The organism is Methanosarcina sp. UBA411, assembly GCF_002495725.1.
Taxonomy (GTDB): Archaea; Halobacteriota; Methanosarcinia; order Methanosarcinales; family Methanosarcinaceae; genus Methanosarcina.
Window position 1 is genome coordinate 98,201 of record NZ_DAGK01000010.1, and the last position, 17,913, is coordinate 116,113.

The 17,913-nt window shown below is 40.6% G+C and carries 17 protein-coding genes and 1 pseudogene; 4 read left to right on the plus strand and 14 right to left on the minus strand.

Annotated elements, in window-relative coordinates; translation table 11 throughout:
* Positions 1 to 30: 30 nt before the first annotated feature.
* The 3 genes and pseudogenes from BP861_RS03355 to BP861_RS03365 form a co-directional block, all read right to left on the minus strand.
* The gene (locus BP861_RS03355; protein ID WP_292372561.1) at positions 31 to 504 is read right to left on the minus strand and encodes a hypothetical protein; all 474 of its coding nucleotides are present in this window, start codon (positions 502 to 504) and stop codon (positions 31 to 33) included.
* On the minus strand, positions 459 to 863 hold the full coding sequence (locus BP861_RS03360) for a DUF429 domain-containing protein (protein WP_394339159.1): 405 nt from the start codon (positions 861 to 863) through the stop codon (positions 459 to 461). Before BP861_RS03360 ends, BP861_RS03355 begins: the two co-directional genes overlap by 46 nt.
* Positions 791 to 1,230, minus strand: a pseudogene (locus BP861_RS03365) (DUF429 domain-containing protein). The gene BP861_RS03360 and the pseudogene BP861_RS03365 overlap by 73 nt, the downstream one beginning before the upstream one ends.
* Positions 1,231 to 1,390: 160 nt before the next feature.
* On the opposite strand from BP861_RS03365, the gene BP861_RS03370 reads away from it, so the two are divergent.
* Entirely contained in the window at positions 1,391 to 2,017 is a 627-nt protein-coding gene (locus BP861_RS03370) for a restriction endonuclease (RefSeq protein ID WP_292372565.1), read from the plus strand.
* 188 nt (positions 2,018 to 2,205) lie between these two features.
* Here BP861_RS03370 and pheT read toward each other — a convergent pair whose 3' ends face one another.
* The gene (gene pheT / locus BP861_RS03375) at positions 2,206 to 3,834 is read right to left on the minus strand and encodes a phenylalanine--tRNA ligase subunit beta (RefSeq protein ID WP_292372566.1); all 1,629 of its coding nucleotides are present in this window, start codon (positions 3,832 to 3,834) and stop codon (positions 2,206 to 2,208) included.
* A gap of 385 nt (positions 3,835 to 4,219) precedes the next feature.
* Between pheT and rnhB the strand changes: the two genes are divergently transcribed.
* Positions 4,220 to 4,891: a ribonuclease HII gene (gene rnhB, locus BP861_RS03380; protein ID WP_292372568.1), complete on the plus strand. Its 672-nt coding sequence runs from the start codon at positions 4,220 to 4,222 to the stop codon at positions 4,889 to 4,891.
* 257 nt (positions 4,892 to 5,148) lie between these two features.
* Here rnhB and BP861_RS03385 read toward each other — a convergent pair whose 3' ends face one another.
* From BP861_RS03385 to BP861_RS03400, 4 genes are all read right to left on the minus strand, one after another.
* Positions 5,149 to 6,174, minus strand: a complete 1,026-nt coding sequence (locus BP861_RS03385; RefSeq protein WP_292372571.1) for a right-handed parallel beta-helix repeat-containing protein — start codon at positions 6,172 to 6,174, stop codon at positions 5,149 to 5,151.
* A 469-nt stretch (positions 6,175 to 6,643) separates the two neighbouring features.
* On the minus strand, positions 6,644 to 7,342 hold the full coding sequence (gene purQ / locus BP861_RS03390; RefSeq protein WP_292372573.1) for a phosphoribosylformylglycinamidine synthase subunit PurQ: 699 nt from the start codon (positions 7,340 to 7,342) through the stop codon (positions 6,644 to 6,646).
* Positions 7,343 to 7,405: 63 nt separating this feature from the next.
* On the minus strand, positions 7,406 to 7,657 hold the full coding sequence (purS, locus tag BP861_RS03395) for a phosphoribosylformylglycinamidine synthase subunit PurS (RefSeq protein ID WP_292372575.1): 252 nt from the start codon (positions 7,655 to 7,657) through the stop codon (positions 7,406 to 7,408).
* Between the two features lie 724 nt (positions 7,658 to 8,381).
* A complete protein-coding gene (locus BP861_RS03400) occupies positions 8,382 to 8,663 on the minus strand; it encodes a MarR family transcriptional regulator (protein WP_292372577.1) in 282 nt (93 codons plus the stop codon).
* 399 nt (positions 8,664 to 9,062) lie between these two features.
* On the opposite strand from BP861_RS03400, the gene BP861_RS03405 reads away from it, so the two are divergent.
* Together BP861_RS03405 and BP861_RS03410 are read left to right on the plus strand one after the other, a co-directional pair.
* Complete coding sequence (locus BP861_RS03405; RefSeq protein WP_292372579.1) at positions 9,063 to 10,529, plus strand: asparagine synthetase B family protein; 1,467 nt, start codon at positions 9,063 to 9,065, stop codon at positions 10,527 to 10,529.
* 306 nt (positions 10,530 to 10,835) lie between these two features.
* The gene (locus BP861_RS03410) at positions 10,836 to 11,633 is read left to right on the plus strand and encodes a carbon monoxide dehydrogenase accessory protein CooC (RefSeq protein WP_292372624.1); all 798 of its coding nucleotides are present in this window, start codon (positions 10,836 to 10,838) and stop codon (positions 11,631 to 11,633) included.
* Between the two features lie 147 nt (positions 11,634 to 11,780).
* Here BP861_RS03410 and BP861_RS03415 read toward each other — a convergent pair whose 3' ends face one another.
* The 6 genes from BP861_RS03415 to BP861_RS03440 form a co-directional block, all read right to left on the minus strand.
* Positions 11,781 to 12,413, minus strand: a complete 633-nt coding sequence (locus BP861_RS03415) for a tetratricopeptide repeat protein (protein WP_292372581.1) — start codon at positions 12,411 to 12,413, stop codon at positions 11,781 to 11,783.
* A 170-nt stretch (positions 12,414 to 12,583) separates the two neighbouring features.
* The gene (locus BP861_RS03420) at positions 12,584 to 13,753 is read right to left on the minus strand and encodes a tetratricopeptide repeat protein (RefSeq protein ID WP_292372583.1); all 1,170 of its coding nucleotides are present in this window, start codon (positions 13,751 to 13,753) and stop codon (positions 12,584 to 12,586) included.
* Between the two features lie 145 nt (positions 13,754 to 13,898).
* Positions 13,899 to 14,399, minus strand: a complete 501-nt coding sequence (locus tag BP861_RS03425) for a PASTA domain-containing protein (RefSeq protein WP_292372585.1) — start codon at positions 14,397 to 14,399, stop codon at positions 13,899 to 13,901.
* A gap of 423 nt (positions 14,400 to 14,822) precedes the next feature.
* Positions 14,823 to 16,223: a tripartite tricarboxylate transporter permease gene (locus BP861_RS03430; RefSeq protein WP_292372587.1), complete on the minus strand. Its 1,401-nt coding sequence runs from the start codon at positions 16,221 to 16,223 to the stop codon at positions 14,823 to 14,825.
* A 433-nt stretch (positions 16,224 to 16,656) separates the two neighbouring features.
* The gene (locus BP861_RS03435; protein WP_292372589.1) at positions 16,657 to 16,866 is read right to left on the minus strand and encodes a hypothetical protein; all 210 of its coding nucleotides are present in this window, start codon (positions 16,864 to 16,866) and stop codon (positions 16,657 to 16,659) included.
* Between the two features lie 174 nt (positions 16,867 to 17,040).
* Positions 17,041 to 17,331 (minus strand): hypothetical protein, encoded by a 291-nt coding sequence (locus BP861_RS03440; RefSeq protein ID WP_292372591.1) that lies wholly within the window; start codon positions 17,329 to 17,331, stop codon positions 17,041 to 17,043.
* Between the last annotated feature and the right edge of the window lie 582 nt (positions 17,332 to 17,913).

Sequence of the window (17,913 nt, forward strand, 5' to 3'; positions counted from 1 at the left end):
TCTGTGTTGGATTTAAGCCGGCTTGCCTGGTTAAAGCCCCCTGGATTGTTTAACTAGGTCTTGTTTCCAGATTTCTTTTTCTGAGGGTAAAGGCTCCCTGCGCCTGCGTTTAAGGATAGGGTCTTCTTCTAGTGATCTTACGGGCTTTGCCTGGAATGTAATTACCCTTTCTGCCTGTGTTAGGCTGTCTCTTAGGGATGCCGTGTTATAGCCCCCTGGATGTTTTAGGTATGCCTGTGTTATCATGCTGGCAGTCTTGAAGGAGAGATCTAGCTTTTCTGGTTTTACGGCTTTTTCTTTATTGGGCTTGTTAGGCTTTTCTGTGGCTGGTTTGTGTGAGAATGGGTTTGTGCTGTCCTTCCTGTGAGACGATCTGAAGCCGGTTAAGGCTGATATTACGCCCTTGAGAAAATATCGTTTTGTAGGGCTTTTAATTGACTCGGTTTTTTTGTTTTTTCTTAGAGTGTGCCTGAACAGGTCCAGTTTCGTATTCCTGTTGCCCAATACATAGCCCCGTGCTGGGGACTCATTGATTTTTCGAGGTAGCCCTGGAGATAGTCGCCTACGGTTTTTCCTACGGCTTCGAGAGGGCAGGACCGGGACCATTGCCAGCCACATACCGGGTCGTTCCGCCTGTACTTTGAAAATGCAGATTCCGCGATTTTTTCTGCATCCAGGCAAATACATTTAAGAGCCTTCGCCCTTTCAGAAAAGCCTTCTGGACTCTTCTTTGGATATTTCATAGGAGACCCATTAAATGCCTGAAAACAAATTTCAGGCGCTGTTTCCTTTACTTTTTCCCTGAAAACTTCATTTTTACCAGAAAAGTATCCACATCCAGGATTTTGGGAATTATGTTCCAGGACTGCATGGAAATGCTTTTTCCTGTAAGTTTTTTATTGATCTCACAGGCTTCTCATAACTTTCCGCATATACCACTTCCCTCCATGGCACCGGAAAAATATTGGACTTTCGGGCTTTCAGGATGTGGCGTGCTACTTTATCAGAGATCCACTCCTCGAAGCCTCCGTTTTTTAAGCCGATAGGGATGTCAATCAGGATAAGGGGATCAGCCTGTCCGTAATTATTATCCAGGAAATCAATAAGGGACGAAAAATTTGGGAAAAGCCCAATTTCCCACTCGCAATTTTGATCATGTCCGACAGCCAGGAACACTGCAAACCACCCGGCTCGACAGCCGTCAACCCCGACAAATACCTCTTTGTTCACACATGCAAATTGAAATAAAAATTTAAAGCTTTTTGTAGTGGAGATTAGGAAACGCAGTAAAATGATTAATTAATTATAAAAACCTGCGAATCGGTAAGAATGGAAATAATAAGTAGAATTTCTAGAAAAATGGAAAATTAAAATGAAAAGGAGGCAGGTTATGAAATTCTGGTTGCTCAAAGCTGCAGGCACCTTGGAAGATGAAGAGATTATTCTGGAAAACAGTATAATTACAATAGGATGGGCTGAATTCCCGGATTTTTCCGGCATTAAAAACGAAGCGCAGGTAAAGAAAATAATGCTTGAAAAATTTCCCGGGATGCAGGAAGACCGTAGCTCTGCCTGGGCAGGAGAGATATACTCATTTATCAAAAGAATAAAGAAAGGAGACCTTGTAGCAGTTCCGCTTAAAACAAGGAACGAGATACTTATCGGAAAGGTTACAGGAGATTACGAATACCGACAGCTCAGCGACTTTATCAGTCACGTCAGGAGTGTGAGATGGCTTAAAACGCTCCCGAAAGGAGATTTCGAGGAAGAATATGATCTTGACCTCAGTTCTCCTGAGACACTTTCCCTTATAGAATCAGGCCCTGAAAAATTTTCAGATATATCCGAGACAAAACCCTTGGGAGTCCTTCTTGAAGAACTTAATTTTGCCCTTGATGAACTTGGCTCCCTGAAAGAAAGGCTGCTTGAGCTTACATACATGCTGGCTGAGACTGAAGATATCTCCGAAGTCCGAAAAATAGCAGCCGATATGGAAAAAATGTTGAGAGATAAATGAAGAATCGAATAGAATCGAATAGAGTCGAATAGAGTCGAATAGAATAGAAGAGGGAAGAAAAGGAGAGGAGAGAAGATAAAATAAAATAAAATAAAATAAAATAAAATAAAATAAAATAAAATAAAATAAAATAAAATAAAATAAAATAAGAGTCTCCTCTCAATTGAAAATCTAATCTTTAACCAATGTTAACCAATAAGGTCATTGAGGTCAAGTTCAAATCCGACAACTGCATATCCGAGGGCAAAATTGCTTATGACCTCAGGATGGAATTCTCCGAAGACTCCGAGTTTTTTGCCGTTGACATAGACATCGGCCCGCCTGCCTTCGAGGAATGCGGGGTCTTCTGACTCTTTTACTTCATACGGAAGCATCATTTCTCTCATAAGGGCGTCTACAACCTCATAAATCTCGGTAAAGTTAGCCTGAGGGTGAATCGAGACTGCAGCTACATGCTGGCCGGTTATTTCGTTATTTACTACCTCGCCGAATTCAAAAATCTTTTGAGGCAATTCTCTGTGCTGGTTTAAGGCAAGGATTTCAAGAAGGTTCGGAAGCAGGGTTGTCCTGATCATTGTCTGATCTTCACTTATCGGGTGGAGGACGTAGGTAACATCATCCGTTTTTTGCCTGCGCATATTCTCAAAATTGATTTTTTCGCTGGTGAGCGTGAAAGGCATGACTTCATAATAGCCAAGCCCTACCATTATATCGTTTACAGGATCGCGAAGCAGGGAAATTGGGTGAGACTTTCCTGCGGTATAGGTTTCAGGAATGCTTACTTTGATGTTTTCATACCCATAGCCTTTGGCGATATCCTCTACAAGGTCATAGTTATGAAGAATATCGGCCCTGTAAGCCGGGACTTTTACCTCGATGGTTTCTTCATCAAGGGCTTTTGCCCCAAAGCGCATTCTCTCAAGCTGTTTAACGATTTCTTCTAAAGAGAGTTCCATACCTAGAAGGGTTTTTACCTCAGTTTTTGTAAGGAACCTAGTCTTCGGTTCAAGGTCAGGCAGGATAAGTTCTCCGCAGTCTGGCCTGAAAACCCTTACGAATTCGATCTGTCCACCTCTTTCCGCAAGGGCGGTAACAACAATGTTCAGGGCGGTGTATACGGCTTCTCCAAGCCCTGTGACATCAATAAATAGGTCGGTTGTGCGCTCTGTCACACTTGTAAGTGTTCCATTAATTATAGGCGGGAAGGACAGCACATTATCGTTTGCGTCCAGGATTATCGGGTATTTCTCAAAACCCCTGACAAGATGAGCAAATCTCGTTCCTTTGGGGTGCTTTTCCAGGATTTCGGTCATGCTCATCTTTTCGGTATAATCAAGCGGCACGAACTCGAAACTCGGGTCGACTGCCATATACCTGAAAGGCGGCTTAACGTTTGTGAGGTCGTGCACGCCTATAGACACTTTTTTCCTGTTTCTTCCAAGTCCCCAGTGCAGGTCTTCCTGAAGGTCCATAAGGGATTTTATGGATGAGGATGTGAATTTCATGCCACTTACGACCGCACATCCAAGAAAAGGCCTGATTTTCAGGATTTCCTCGCTGACCGAAATTGAAACTTTAGGGGGATTTACTTCATATTCGGACAGTCCGGTCTCAAGGTCCAGGAAACCCCGCATTGCCCTGGCTGCCCCTTCTACACTGTAAAGGTCAGGTCTGTCTGGGAAAAATTCAATATCGATATATTCGTCTTCAACCCTTTCGACATCAGCCCCTATCATGGGCACCCTTTTTATGATGGTTTCCTTATCGGTTCCTGTGAGTTTCTCGAGATCATCGTACTGTAAGGTAATTACTGGCATTAGTGATTCGTCCCTTAGATATGGATAATTTAACTCCAAACATACTCAGCTTCAGATTTAATGTTTTTGTTTAAAGAGTTTTTTGAAGAACTCCAGCGTGACTTTAAGTTCTTGAAAGCCTACAGGCCGGAAACTTAGGAGAATATATATTACGGGCGGAAACACAACCCGGAAAAGAAGAACTGGACGAGGGAAAACCGAGTAGTGTAATATGAGATTTTCCTTAAAAAGGTTCCATACTGTTAAAAGCAGCTACGGGATATAGTACTCAAACCCGTACATACTTTTATAAATAGTTTTCATGGTTTGGTAGGTAAACTATACCTTTACCTACTTTTATAAATAATAAAGGTCCTCTTCCCTTAAATCAGGAGGTAACCGGAAAATGATGATCGCAGGAATTGATGAAGCCGGAAAAGGTCCTGTAATCGGGCCCATGTGCATAGGAGGCGTAAAAATTGAGGAATCCAGAGCCCATATCCTTAAAGTGCTCGGAGTTGCGGATTCCAAGAAACTGACGCCGAAAAAGCGGGAGCAACTTGCAGCTCAGATTAAAAAACACGCAGACGGTTTTTTTATTCTTGAGGTCAGTCCTTCACAGATTGACGAACTACGAAAGATCATGACAATGAACGAAATTATGGTGGTCTGTTTTTCAAAAGTTCTTGAACAGCTAAAACCTGATCTCGTATGTGCCGATGCTGCTGATGTCAAAGCCGAACGTTTTGCAGAAAACCTTCGCAGGCAGTATGCAAAAACCAGCCCTGACCACGCAAAAAAAATAGAGATAATCTCCATGCATCAGGCAGATGCAATTTATCCCACGGTTTCGGCAGCTTCTATTATTGCAAAGGTGCGCAGGGATGAGCTGATAGAGGAACTCAAGAAAGAATGGGATGTGGATTTCGGCAGCGGTTACCCATCAGACCCGAAGACAAAAGAATTCCTACTGAAATGGGGAAAAGAGCATTCTGGGGAATTTCCCAATATTGTCAGACATTCTTGGCAGACTGTAGAAAATATCAGGGAAGAGTTGAAAAAGGACGAATCGAAGTAATTAATCCTGAGACTGCAAAAAAGCTGGAAAAAAAAGATTACTGAAAATACATTTAAAAGATATCTTCAAATTAAAAACCTTAAAAGATCCTTTGTAAAGGTCTTAAAAATAAAAATCATTCTAAAAAATAAAGACTTTAAAAGAGAAAATCTATTTTAAAATCTTACTGGTAATAATTTACCTGTCTCTTCGTTCAATCATTTGTTTTCATTCGTTCGCTTGTAACACATTCAGGTACTATTGTTGCCACTCGCTTTTCACTGGGTGCCGCCTGAGGAAATATTATTTGCGAGGGGCAAGTAATCTATGCTTCCGGTTGTCTGGTTGACAATGTAAGGCGTGTCTCCTATACCGTTTCCGTCAGCATCTGTTCCATTATAGTCTTCCCACAGATTGCCTGCCGAACTGGTATTCCAGGTATTCTTTCCTTCGTCCTCGGCGTTAAGGAAGTTGAAGAACTTATTCAGGTAAATCATGTTTCCGGATGATCCTTTAAGATATATCCCAACACCATTCATGTACAGGCTATTATTAAACAGGGTATTGGATTCCGACATCTCAGTGAGGATTAGTCCATTATTGTTTCTTGAGACCAAGTTGTGTTCAAGCATGTTCATTCTTGACGTGGCCAGGACGATCCCTATTTCATTTGAATCTATAGTATTATTCAGGAAGGTATTGTTAGTGGAATTGTCCATCCTGATTCCCTCGCTGTTTGTCGTTACCATGTTGTTTAACAGCCGATTTTCGTTAGATCTGGACAGGGAAATTCCATCATTCCCAAGGCCGATTATGTTGTTGTCAAGGAGATTACGCTGAGAATTGTTTAGGGCAATACCAGCATCATTCAACATTAGGGTATTGTTACTTAACAAACAATTCTGTACGCCGTCAAGGTAAAGCCCAACCTCCTGATATCCATCAATTCCTGAGGGTCCTCCTACGATATGGAAACCACTTATTGTCACATTACTTGAGCTGATCCCGAAGACATCATTTGTCGGAACTGCGCCTATCACATAAGTACGGTTAACCCGGTCACCAGAAAGCTCGCTTGAGATAATTGTAAGTTCTTTGTTCACGTTTACATTTTCCCTGTATACACCAGGGCTTACAAGGATTGTGTCTCCATTCTGTGCATTATTGACAGCTTCCTGAATGGAACTATAGTTTTCTCCTCCATTAATGCCTACGGTAAAAACCGCAGCATTAGCTTGAGTAGCTGTTGCCCCAAGCACAAGCAGGAAAACTATGCAAACATTTTGAATTAATTTTCCTTTCATAACCTAATACTCCCCTTAATTTTAAGCTATATAGATAGAAAGACAAGTATTGTTTTTTAATAACTCGTATGAATAATAATCTGAGATGATAAAAAGATTTTGAAATATATATTCTGAAAAATGAGCCTGAACTTATCTTTATCTGTATTTTCGATAAATCCTCCTTCAATCGGAAATCATGTACTTTACCAGACGTTTAAGGCTTGGAGCTGCATTAAATTATCTTAGAAAAAAAGAAAGGTTATAGAAAGAAAACCGAGATAGATAAAAGTGATTAATATAAGATTGTGAGGGACAAACGCATAAAACTCGGAAAGGGTGTCATTAAAGCAAATTAATTTAAAATAAAACAAATTAAAGGAAAATTAAACTAAATTAAACTAAATTAAACTAAATTAAAATAAATTAAATAAAATTAAAGAGGTAAAATGAGTTAGGAAATATAAAACTAAAGAATAAAAGCGGACAATCAGAAGTTCTCAGTAATATAGTCCGCCATGGACTCGAAAACCTTCAGCCCGTCATCTGAGCCCAGGATCGATTCCGAGGCTCTTTCAGGATGAGGCATGAGACCAAATATATTTCTTGAAGTATTTATTATTCCTGCAATATTTTCAAGAGAACCGTTAGGGTTCGCTGCATCCGTTACTTTCCCATTTTCATCCACATAGCGGAAGACAACCTGCTCATTCTCATCAAGCTCGGCCAGGGTTTTTTCTTCGGCATAGAATTGTCCTTCCATATGGGCGATAGGCATCCTGATAACCTCTCCTTTCCTGAACTTCGAGGTAAAAGGCGTATCAACGGTCTCTACCCTGAGGTTAGTCCAGTGGCACCGGAATTTCGGGTACTCATTAGTTGTCAGGGCTCCCTCAAGCATCCGGGCCTCAGTGAGAATCTGGAAGCCATTGCAGATTCCAAGCACAGGCTTGCCTTCTGCGGCGAGTTTTTTTACTGAGTTCATTATTGGAGTACGGGCTGCAATAGCTCCTGCCCTGAGGTAGTCGCCGTAGGAGAAGCCTCCAGGAACAACGACTCCGTCAAAACCTGTCAGATCTTCCTGCTTGTACCAGACAGTTTCGGCATCAACACCCACTACGTCTTTAAGGACATGCAGGACATCCAGGTCGCAGTTTGTGCCTCCGAACTGAAGAATGGCAATTTTCATTTTTTTCCCTCAATTTTCAAAGTTTTGGCTTTTCTGACGTCTCAATCGATTCTCAGCAATGTCTCAATTAAGTTCCTTGAGCTTGATTGTGTAATTGTGGACGATTGGATTTGCGATAAGTTTCTGGCACATCTCATCAACTTTCTGCTCTGCAATCTCGGCAGATTCGGCTTCTAGCACGATTTCATACAGCTTTGCTGTCTTTACGCTGCTGACCTGGTAGCCAAGTTGTCCGAGAGCCCTTTTTGCAGTGGTGCCTTCAGGGTCAAGCATACCTGCTTTCTGTTCAATTCTAACTGTTGCCTGGTACTGCATTTTTATAAGCCTCAATTTTAAATTTTGAAATTAACCTATATCCCCATTTTTCGGGATCCTAATGCGGGATTAAATAAGATTTAAAGGTAAATAATTATCAGTATGTACCATAAATAATCATAAAGCATCTGGTTATTCTAACATACCTTTTATTTATTTTTGGGCGTTAGCTAGTTTTTAACTCGCCTTTCCATCACCGATTTCAAGGGAAATAAGGATAAAAGCTATTTAATCTTATGGGTCTTTATCTGTTTGAATGTAGGAGGGTGGCTGGGTATCAGAGATGAGTCTTGGATTAAGATGTGAATGTTCATAATTTTTAAATTTCATTAAAATGTTTATTTTCTGGTCCTTTGCTCTAAATTACTGTTTAAAATGGTTTATATCTTTGAGGGACACTAGGCTCAGAGGGATCTGTTTAATATATCCTGAAAGTGGAAGCACTGAATCGTATGAAGGAAGGCAGAAGAAAAATAAGTTATAATTTAGCTATAGAATCTCTTATTGATTATCTCTATATTTAGTATGTATAGTTTTTAGTATGTGTAGTTTTGAAAAACAAAAGATTGAGGATAAAACAGAAATAAGGGATTGAGGACAAAACTAGAAATAAAGGGATTGAGGATAAAACTAGAAATAAGAGATTGGGAACAAAATCAAAAAGCAATTGGGAACAAAAAATACTTGGGAAATCGAAATTTCCCATGCTACTTATTATTCAGACTTAATTTATCATCTGATTTATTTTGTTGTAAAAATCTATTATAACATTTGTTGCCTCATTATCCATGTTCAGCTGGAAAGTTCGGATTTGCCTTCCCAGGGGTTTTTCTTGAACAATGCCTGACAATACCAAAGGTTCGATAACCCTTGATACACTGGAGTGGGATAATCCAGTCTCTTCAGCTATCCCTGAAAGATATGTCGGCTCGTTTCGGTTATCAATCAAGTTTTTAAGGACTGTCATCTGTGCGGTTTTTCCAAATATTTTTTCCATTGAATCCATTGATATCATCTCAGAGGTGGCTATTCTCTATAAGTGATTTCCAGTTCCAATAACAGCCGACGGTTAATAAACTTATCTTATTATACCTATATAGTTTATATAAATTCAATCTGTTAATTTCGATTGTAACTTAACTAATAAACGCGAGTAACGACCAATGAAAAAATATCAGTCGTCAATGACTAAAGAAAATTGATTTAGGGTAATTTTTCCCCTTTAATTTTTCATAAAGAAGGCTAATGATACTTTTTTACTCGAGCTGATAGTTACTCCATTTTTTATTACTCTTAAGTTCACAGTCTTGCTATTCTGAGTTCAATATGCTCTCATGATGTGGAAAAATGATAAATAGAGATAGAGCGCGTGTATACACTGAACAGAAAGAAAAAAGGAGTAAACATGTGCGGAATAGCAGGAGCAGCCGGCACTCCTGACACGAGTGAAGATACAAAAAGAATGCTTGCAGCCCTTGGGCATAGGGGACCTGATGCTTGCGGAACCTATCAGGCCCAAGGACTTAGTATAGGAAATACCCTGCTTAAAATCACAGGCGATATGCCCCAGCCCCTGGTTGGAAAAGGGGCGCTAATACTCAATGGAGAAATCTTCAATTTCAGGGAACTTGCGGCTGAGCAGGGGATAAAAACCAATTCTGACACTGAAGTGCTTTTTTCCCTCATCGAAGCGAAAATTAAGAACGGAGAAACCCCAATAAATGCAGTCTTTTCCACGCTTTCCGGAGTAAATGGAGATTACGCTCTTGCCTATGCTCTGGATAAAGAGATTGTACTGGCCAGAGATCCTGTAGGAGTCAAACCTCTTTTCTATTCCCTAGATAATGAAGTAGAAAAACCGAAAATCAATTTTGCCTCCGAAAAAAAGGCTTTTTCCAGCCAGATAAGCTGTATAAAGCCCCTCCGGCCTGGTAGAGTCATGACTTTCAATATCCTGAACGGAAGGCTTGAAGAAAAATCCCTTAATATTGAACCTCCTGAAGAAAGAATCTCGGGAGAGCATGAAGCCGCCTCCTACCTGAAGGCGGCACTTGAAAAAGCCGTGGAGATCAGGCTTACAAACAATTCAGGAATTGCATTTTCCGGAGGTATTGACAGTACTTTTTTAGCGGCCCTTGCAAAAAGTATTGATGCTTCAATTTCCCTTTATGCCGTCGGGCTTCAGAATTCCCATGATCTTGTTCAGGCTCAATATGCTGCTGAAGCTGCTGACATGAAGGATTCCCTCAAGACTCGCATAATTTATCCCGAAGAAATCGAAGCCGCAATTCCGGATGTAATCTATTCGACAGAATCAACGGACCCTATGAAAATTGCAATTGGACTTCCTCTGTACTTTGTTGCGAAGACTGCAAAAGAAGACGGAAAAAGAGTCCTTCTTACTGGTCAGGGTGCAGACGAACTCTTTGCTGGTTACAGCAGGCATGAGGGCTTCTTTGAGCAGGGGCCTGAGGTGCTTGACAGGGAGATCTGCTCAGACATCAAAAATATTTCAGCTGTTAACCTTGAAAGGGACGATATGGTTACCATGGCCAATTCTGTGGAACTTAGGGTGCCTTTCCTGGATAAGGAAGTAATAAGAACAGGGCTTGCAATCTGCCCTGAACTTAAAGTCCTTAAAAGAGACGGCCTCTATATAAGAAAGTATATTCTTAGAAAAGCCGCAGATGGTCTGCTTCCTTCGGAACTTCTCTGGAAAGAAAAGAAAGCAATCCAGTATGGGACAGGGGTTCAAAAAGTGCTCGACAGGCTTGCCCGCGATGCAGGCTTTTCAAAACGGGAAGGAAACCATATAGAGAAGTATCTCAAACAGGTCGCTGCAGACCACGGGTTCGATTTCATAATTGGATAAGGAATCACTTACCTTATAGTAGTCAGGTAATTAATTCTCTACTTTATAGTCAGGAAATCAATTCTTTACTTTATGTTAGATAAACTCATTTTTAAACTCTTCTCAAATGAAAGGAGTTTAAAAAATACTCTTTTAGGAATAATGGGATGAAGCCAGGGATAAATGAATAAGTATAAACAGCTTGATGGCTATATCCCTGCTTAGGAAATTATTGCTTAGGAAATTATTATAATTAGTCTGAATTAACAATTAATCTGAATCATTTATAAATCTAAAATAGTTGATCTTAATTAATGTTCAGGGGGAATCCTCATAAAAATAGCAATTACCGGAAAAGGCGGCGTTGGAAAAACAACTCTCTCAGGCACTCTAGCCAGATTACTTGCAAGGGATGGATACGAGGTACTGGCAATAGATGCAGATCCGGATATGAATCTGGCATCTTCACTTGGAGTAGAAAATCCCCCAAAGCCCCTGACAGATTTCAAAGACCTAATTCAGGAAAGGGCAGGTGCCGAAGGCGGAGCTTTCATCTACAACCCCAAAGTAGATGACATTGCAAGTAAATATGGAGTAATAGGGCCCGATGGAGTCAGAATGCTTGTTATGGGCACTGTTGACCGCGGCGGAAGCGGGTGCATGTGTCCTGCCTCAGCTTTTCTGAGGGCTCTTCTCAGGCACCTTATGTTAAGGGAAAAGAGTGCAGTGATTCTTGATATGGAAGCAGGGATTGAACATCTCGGAAGAGGCACTACAAGGGGAATGGACCTCATGATAGTGGTAGTTGAGCCAGGGGCAAGATCGCTTGAAACGGCTGAGAGAATAAAAAAGCTTTCTTCCGAAATAGGGATAAAACACCTTGCTGCCGTAATTAATAAAGGAGGCTCGGGAAAAGTCAACGATAAGCTTGAAGAGCTGGGCATACAGGTGCTTGGAGAGATTCCCTTTGACCCTAAGTTAATGCAGGCTGACCTGGAGAAACGAGCTCCGATTGAGGTAGGCGGCGAAGCTGTTGACGCCATAATAAAAATTAAGGAAAAGCTTACGGAAGTCGTTGAGGAAATCAGGACAGAAGAAGAAGCTAGCAAAGCAAGTAAAAATTAAAGGCCGATTTTCGGCCTTATATTTCTCAGAATTTTTTTCGATTTTTTGATACTACTTCCTCACTTTTACTGATCCCTGCGATTCTTTGACCTGTGTTGCAACTTGTCTCTGATTATAAATTCCTTTCTAATCTTTATAATTTCTTATTCAGTTGAATCCGCTGTCCGGAGAGTCCTCTAAAGTTCCTTTTTTATAAATAATTTCTAGAAGCCTTAATTTCTTTTCTCTAATAAGGACATCAGTAGGATCGATCTCAAGCGCTTTGTCGTAACACTGCATAGCTTCCCCATATCTGCCAAGGCTTTCTAGAGCTGAGCCTTTTTGATATAGTGAGAATACATCGTCAGGTTTTATTTTCAGGACTTCGTCGTAAGAATCTATCGACTTTTCAAACTCCTTTAAATTATTGAAGGCAAAACCCTTGAGGCACCTTATACCCAGGTTTTCAGGATCAATTTCAAGAGCCTTGTCATAGCAGGCAAGAGCTTCTGTTGATTTTCCCATTCTGTCCAGGGCGAAACCTTTCTGGATCCACGCATCGAGGTATAGAGGGTCCAGAACTAAGGCTTTATCATACAGTCTAAGTTTGTCTTCGTAATTATCAGTCTCGCCAGCCTTCATAAGGAGTTGCCTGAGATCTTCAGGTTCTCCGGTTCTTTCCACCGCGTCCGATTCCTTTTGCTTCGTCTTATCCATCTTCGCACTCACATTTTCTTCTGTCATATCGGAATCCTCGCTTTTCCAGTGAAAGCTCATTCCGTACTCTTCAGGGCTTACCACACCTGGCCATTTTTACATCACACGCATGGAACCAGAGCTAAAACTGGTATTCTGCATTTTTGTTTTCAATGAGATATACCTTTTCTGATTCGAATTTTACCGAATATAAAGCTGCCCTGTAAAAAAGGGAGTAAATTCGACTCTTAAACTCAAAAAGCAAAAAGGAAAAGTTACTTCGAGGATCTGGCGTTCCGTAGGTGGATTTCCGAAAGGATTTTTACCTTGGTTTCAAGCGCAGGAACAAAGCCAGGTTTCAATTCAAGGGCCCGATTGCAATTTTTCAGTGCTTCTTCCTGTTTGTCCATTTCCGAAAGGACGAAACCCTTTGCTGCCCAGAGGCGAGGCTCTATAGGGGCAAGCTGAAGCGCCTTATCGTAAATCTTCAAGGCTTCCTCGTACCTGCCCAGGCTGGAAAGAAGGCTTCCGGTCGAAGTAAGTGCCTCAAGGTATTCAGGCCTGATCCGAAGTGCTGAACTGTAAGCTTCAAAGGCTTCTTCTTCTCGGCCGAGGGCTGAAAGGATAGATCCTTTTCCTGCCCAGGCTTCAGCATATTCAGGATATCTCCTTAGAATTTTATCGTAGGTTTCGAGGGCTTCTTCAAGCCTGCCAAGCTTTGCAAGTACAACTCCTTTGTTGTCCCAGGCAATTTCAAAAGCCGGTTCAAGCTCAATTGTCCTGTCATAAGCCGCAAGTGCTTCTTCAAGCAGGCCCATTTCCGCAAGAATGACGCCCCGGTTATACCAGACTCTGTGATCGTCAGGAATGATTTTTAGAATCTTTCCAGTAAGCTGCAGGGCAGTTTCAAACCGCCTGGCCTTATACATGAGTACGGCTTTCTGAAAGAGGGCTGTGGCGTCCTGGGGATCCTTTTCAAGCCACTCAGCGCAGGCCTGAAGCTCTTCAAAAAAGGGCAGGGAGGCGTAAAGGTCCCTTACAACCAGAAAAAGAGGCAGGATTTTATAGTTTTTCCCGTGAAAGATAAGTTTTTTTGCGTCCGTATTATACAGAAAAGCGGCCGATTTTCCTTGATCGGCATCTTCTCCCATTGAACCTTGCTTCTTTTTATTCCTCAAGATTTTTTCTATTTCTCGAGCATTTTCGTTTTCTCCAGCTTTTTTTATTTCCTCATTATTCTCTATTCCTTCAGTTTTTTTTACTTCTGCCACTTTATCTTTTTCTATTCCTTTAATCACGGCTTTCAGCTCGGAAAAAGCTGCTGGAGAAAGAGGAGAATTGTTCGAGACTGAGAATACGGATCTGAGATGTTTCTCAAGTTTTCTATCGTTATTGTGCCATAAGACCATTGAAGCGCCCTGGCACTCATTGAGGAATTTTTCCAAGCAGAGCCTCTGAGATGCCTGACTCTCGGAATGCTCAAGCGCGGAAAAGGCTGAAATTGCTGCCCTGCAGTGTTCCCTAAGTTCGTTCAGGGAAATGTTTGCTCTGGAAGAATAAGCCTCCGTTTTAAACCCTCCTCAGCTTTGTTCATGTGCGGTCGGAAAAAGAGTCGCACAGCGAGTATTTGTTATGTGGCAAAAGCTTGCCTTTTATCGCAACTACGAGCTTTACGGCTGACCCGGCCGGGGATTTCGTGCCTGGCTTCGGTTCCTGCCTAAGGATTTCTCCTGCCATAACTCCTATTGGAAGAATTCCTTTTTGCTCAACGATCTCTCCTGCGGTAAGCCCGGCTTCTTCCAGAGTTTTAATAGCTTTTTCAAGGGGCTGTCTTACAACATTCGGAACCTCTATGTTTCCTGTGATGGTTCTTGGCCCTGCCCTGGTTTCTGGCCCCTCGGTACCTGCTTTTCCTTCCAGCACTTCTTCGAGTAGGTCGATTGCCCCGCTAATACGAAGGAGGGTCTCGTTTAGGCTCTTTTTCCGATCTTCAAGCTCTGCAAGCTTTAACTCAATGTCTTTGAGGATTTTCTGCCCTGATTCATATTCTGCCCTGAGCTCAGTTAAACGCTGTTCAAGTTTTACTTCCATATCCTGCAACCCCGGTCGATAACTTTCATTTTATTCGGATTTTCCACTTTACTTGGGTCTATCTATTAATTCGGACTTGGTCTTCAATTTAGACTCAAACCAGTCATTATCTACTACTTCACATTATTTCTATCTTTATTGCATTGGCTTCACTTTTTGATTTCGTGACCTGACATTACTTTTTGACTTTGACCTGGCTTAACTCTTTTCCTTTGTAGCCCGACTTTATATTTTTGACTTTATCCATCATTATCCAACTTTTTGTTTTCTTCTTATATCATGTGCTTTTTTGCTTTCTGTACATTTCCAGCCCAATACATTTTAAGTTTTATATTTTTACATGCCATCGTATTGAAAAAATAAAATTTTTGGAACACAAAAAATTTTCTCTAAATACAAGCTAAATTTCAAAAAGTGGTTTTTTTACAAGAAATACAGAATCACAGGCAGTAAGATGACTCCCATTGCATGAGATTTCCTGACATTCATAAAAGAGGCTAACATGCCTATAGGAGTCGAAATTACAAAAATAAAAAAACCGAAAAGCCCTGTGAAAAGGTAAACCATTACTGCAAGCCCGATAAGGACACCTGCACAGAGCTTACTATAATCAACTTTCTTTAGAAGGAGATGAGCATTGTTCCCTATCCAGACCGTGGAAAAGTAGGAAAACAGGGCTGTTAATACGATAGCAGCAAAAAAGAGCAATAATACAGGTATATCAAGCTTATTTGTTCCTAGCATATCTTCTATGGCAACCATTGCCCCGCTTCGAGTCCTTCCAATCACCACAAAGGCGACCAGCCCGAAAATCGCGTTAGAAGTGTTTACTCCGGAATTTGAAATTATGAATTCTTTTGAACTTTCAAGCGTTGAAGGATTACTGGCATAAGGGTCCGAATATAGAGAGGTTTTTAACCTTCCAAGCTCAGGTTCGGAGGTTTTTTTCTTAAGATGAATTCTGTCAAAATCTACTTTTGCAACAAGACCCGTAAGGAGTGCCGCAATTGCAGAAGAGAGACCTGGCAGCCATGCTACAAGCGAGCCTGCTGCGCTGCCTGTAAGGATCCCTCTTAGAATTCTTTTTCGAGAAAGCTTGAGTGCTGATACGGATTCTTCGGGAATTTTCGAGCTTGTGAGAAGGCTTATAATTAGCTGGGAAGCTCCGAAAAGCCCGCTCAGCAGGGGCAGGAGTATGGAAGGCTCTCCAAAATTAACAACCGGAACCATAAGCGATTCCCTGGCAAAAGCAAAAAGCCCAAGTACGCCTGTAATCAAAAACAAAATCAGGGCAAAAATTTTGTACTTATATTTTGCAAATGGTCTTTTCTCCTCTGAATCTTCAACATTTTCACCTTTTTCACTTGCAAGCATCAGAAAGACGATAAAAATAAGAATCAATGCCATATGCGCTTCAATATAAGGATAAACAGCCTTAAAGAAAAGAGAAAATGGTAGCACGAATATCAGGGAAGCAACTACCGAGCCTGCGCTTCCTAGTGCTGAAAGCCGGACTGCCTCAGCTCCTGCTCCGTCAAGAAGAAGTCTGTGCCCTGGCAGGACCATTAGCGCTGTGTCTCCGTCTGGGGCCCCTAAAAATATAGAGGGGATTGTATCATGAAAAGTTTGAGAGACAGCATTGGAGAGAATAATCGCAGCTATGTAAAAAGGTGAAAGCCCTTTCTCAGCAAGAAAAGGCGCAAGGGCTACAAGTGCAAGCGCAAAATTATTGTTGTGTATTCCAGGTAGGAGCCCGGAAATTATACCAAGCAGATAACCTCCTAGAACTGAAAAGAAAAGCAAGAGTAAAGAGATATCTTCCACTTGACCATCCCTCAGGATCTTTTTCTTTAAAACTTATCTAAAGCCTAAGGATCTATACACAGTAGTTACAATTATCACTATTTATAGATATTTTAAATCTCATGTATAAGAGATTAATTTTTATTCAAGATTAGCATTAGAAAAGATAGAGAGAAAACTACATATCAGAAAATAATAAATCTACTTGGAATCAGAAAATGTAACATGTTAATTCAAAAATTTATAATATATATATCTTGTGCTCAGAACCGGGTTATTTTTCATAGAGATTGGCGGAAGGAGATAATTTAAGTCTGTGTGTAATGATAAGCCGCTTAAAAATTTTGGGCATTCTTTATTACATCAAAGAAAATAAAAAATCATTTCCACTTATGTTTTATATGTGATTGATATTCTATTAAATGCAGTTCTAAATGCTAATATTGAATGGGGTTCATGAGTAGCATTTAGCGAAAACGTAGAGCAAGGGAAATGAGGTTCGCCATTCCTCAACCCTGCCCTCCACAAATACGAAATCCCACTCGAACAGAATGTATTGAGGTTTTTGCCATTCCTCAATCTTCAGTTCGGAAGAGGTTTCAAGAAGGGAACGGAAATGAGGTTCGCCATTCCTCACTCCATGTTCCCGGAATATCAGAAGCAAAAAAGAAGTGAGAGGCAAATCCCTCTCTTAACTATTTTTACCTCTCACTTCAATTCTCTTCTTATTGCAATCCTTCATTTGATTTCTATCGAATATTTTTGGGTCTGCCCTTAACTTCTATAGGATATTTTTGAATCTGCCTTTAACTTCTAGCCTACCCCCTTTTCTGATCATTTATTCCTCAGCCGCTTCCTCTTCTAGGCTGATCTTGTTTTTTGTCACTTCCTCTCCCCGGCAGTTCTTGTTTTTTGTCACTTCCTCTATCAGGTTTTTCTTCTTCAGCTTCTCTTGACTGGTCCGACCTTCCATCACTTCCTCTCTCTGGTTGTTCTTTCTCGCTTTCTTTTGATGTTTCCTGCCTTTCAGCACTTTCTCTTCGAGGTTGGTTCTGTTCAATTTCTCCTGATTGCTCTCTTTTTCCATCACTCCCCCTTCGAGGTTGTTCTTTTCCTTCTTCTTTGTCATTCTCTCTTTCAGGAATATCCTGATTCATTTAATGCCTCTTTTTCTTTGTTTTACTTTTCTCTATTTTTCTCTGCTTCACTTTTATTTTTTTAGTATGAAGAGGAAATGAAAATCCCTTTATTGGTTCTAAAATTAATCAGTAAAAGCGTGTAAGTCCTCTTACTGAAAATTTTCCCCGGATTACAATATTCCTGATAAGTGAAAAGAAAGAAACCTTTAACCTAGGCTTATCCGAATTGTGCCCTATTTTTATTGAATAATCTTATTATTAAATCTCCTTGCTGCCTAAATAATATGTAATTATTTACATAATAATTAACTTTTATTTACTGACATGGATAATACATCCGGAAACAGAGATTCTAAACAATGTTCATATCCCCTGAAAGAACAAACAGAAAATAAACAGAAAATAAACAGAAAAAATATATGGTAAATAAACAAAAAAAGCTGTAAAAACTTTTTTCCGTAAAAAATATAAAAAGCCATATATAAGAGCGATTCCTTTCCTAAAAGAATTCTAGCACAGCATAATTAAAAAAATTTATTATGCGTGTTTGTTAGGTTTCAGCTTTTTAGATT

What these genes read in the sequence shown, in the direction of transcription:
- BP861_RS03370 (WP_292372565.1), top strand. Translation starts at nt 1,391, where the DNA reads ATGAAATTCTGGTTGCTCAAAGCTGCAGGCACCTTGGAAGATGAAGAG.
- pheT (WP_292372566.1), bottom strand. Translation starts at nt 3,834, where the DNA reads ATGCCAGTAATTACCTTACAGTACGATGATCTCGAGAAACTCACAGGA.
- rnhB (WP_292372568.1), top strand. Translation starts at nt 4,220, where the DNA reads ATGATGATCGCAGGAATTGATGAAGCCGGAAAAGGTCCTGTAATCGGG.
- BP861_RS03385 (WP_292372571.1), bottom strand. Translation starts at nt 6,174, where the DNA reads ATGAAAGGAAAATTAATTCAAAATGTTTGCATAGTTTTCCTGCTTGTG.
- purQ (WP_292372573.1), bottom strand. Translation starts at nt 7,342, where the DNA reads ATGAAAATTGCCATTCTTCAGTTCGGAGGCACAAACTGCGACCTGGAT.
- purS (WP_292372575.1), bottom strand. Translation starts at nt 7,657, where the DNA reads ATGCAGTACCAGGCAACAGTTAGAATTGAACAGAAAGCAGGTATGCTT.
- BP861_RS03400 (WP_292372577.1), bottom strand. Translation starts at nt 8,663, where the DNA reads ATGGATTCAATGGAAAAAATATTTGGAAAAACCGCACAGATGACAGTC.
- BP861_RS03405 (WP_292372579.1), top strand. Translation starts at nt 9,063, where the DNA reads ATGTGCGGAATAGCAGGAGCAGCCGGCACTCCTGACACGAGTGAAGAT.
- BP861_RS03425 (WP_292372585.1), bottom strand. Translation starts at nt 14,399, where the DNA reads ATGGAAGTAAAACTTGAACAGCGTTTAACTGAGCTCAGGGCAGAATAT.
- BP861_RS03440 (WP_292372591.1), bottom strand. Translation starts at nt 17,331, where the DNA reads ATGACAAAGAAGAAGGAAAAGAACAACCTCGAAGGGGGAGTGATGGAA.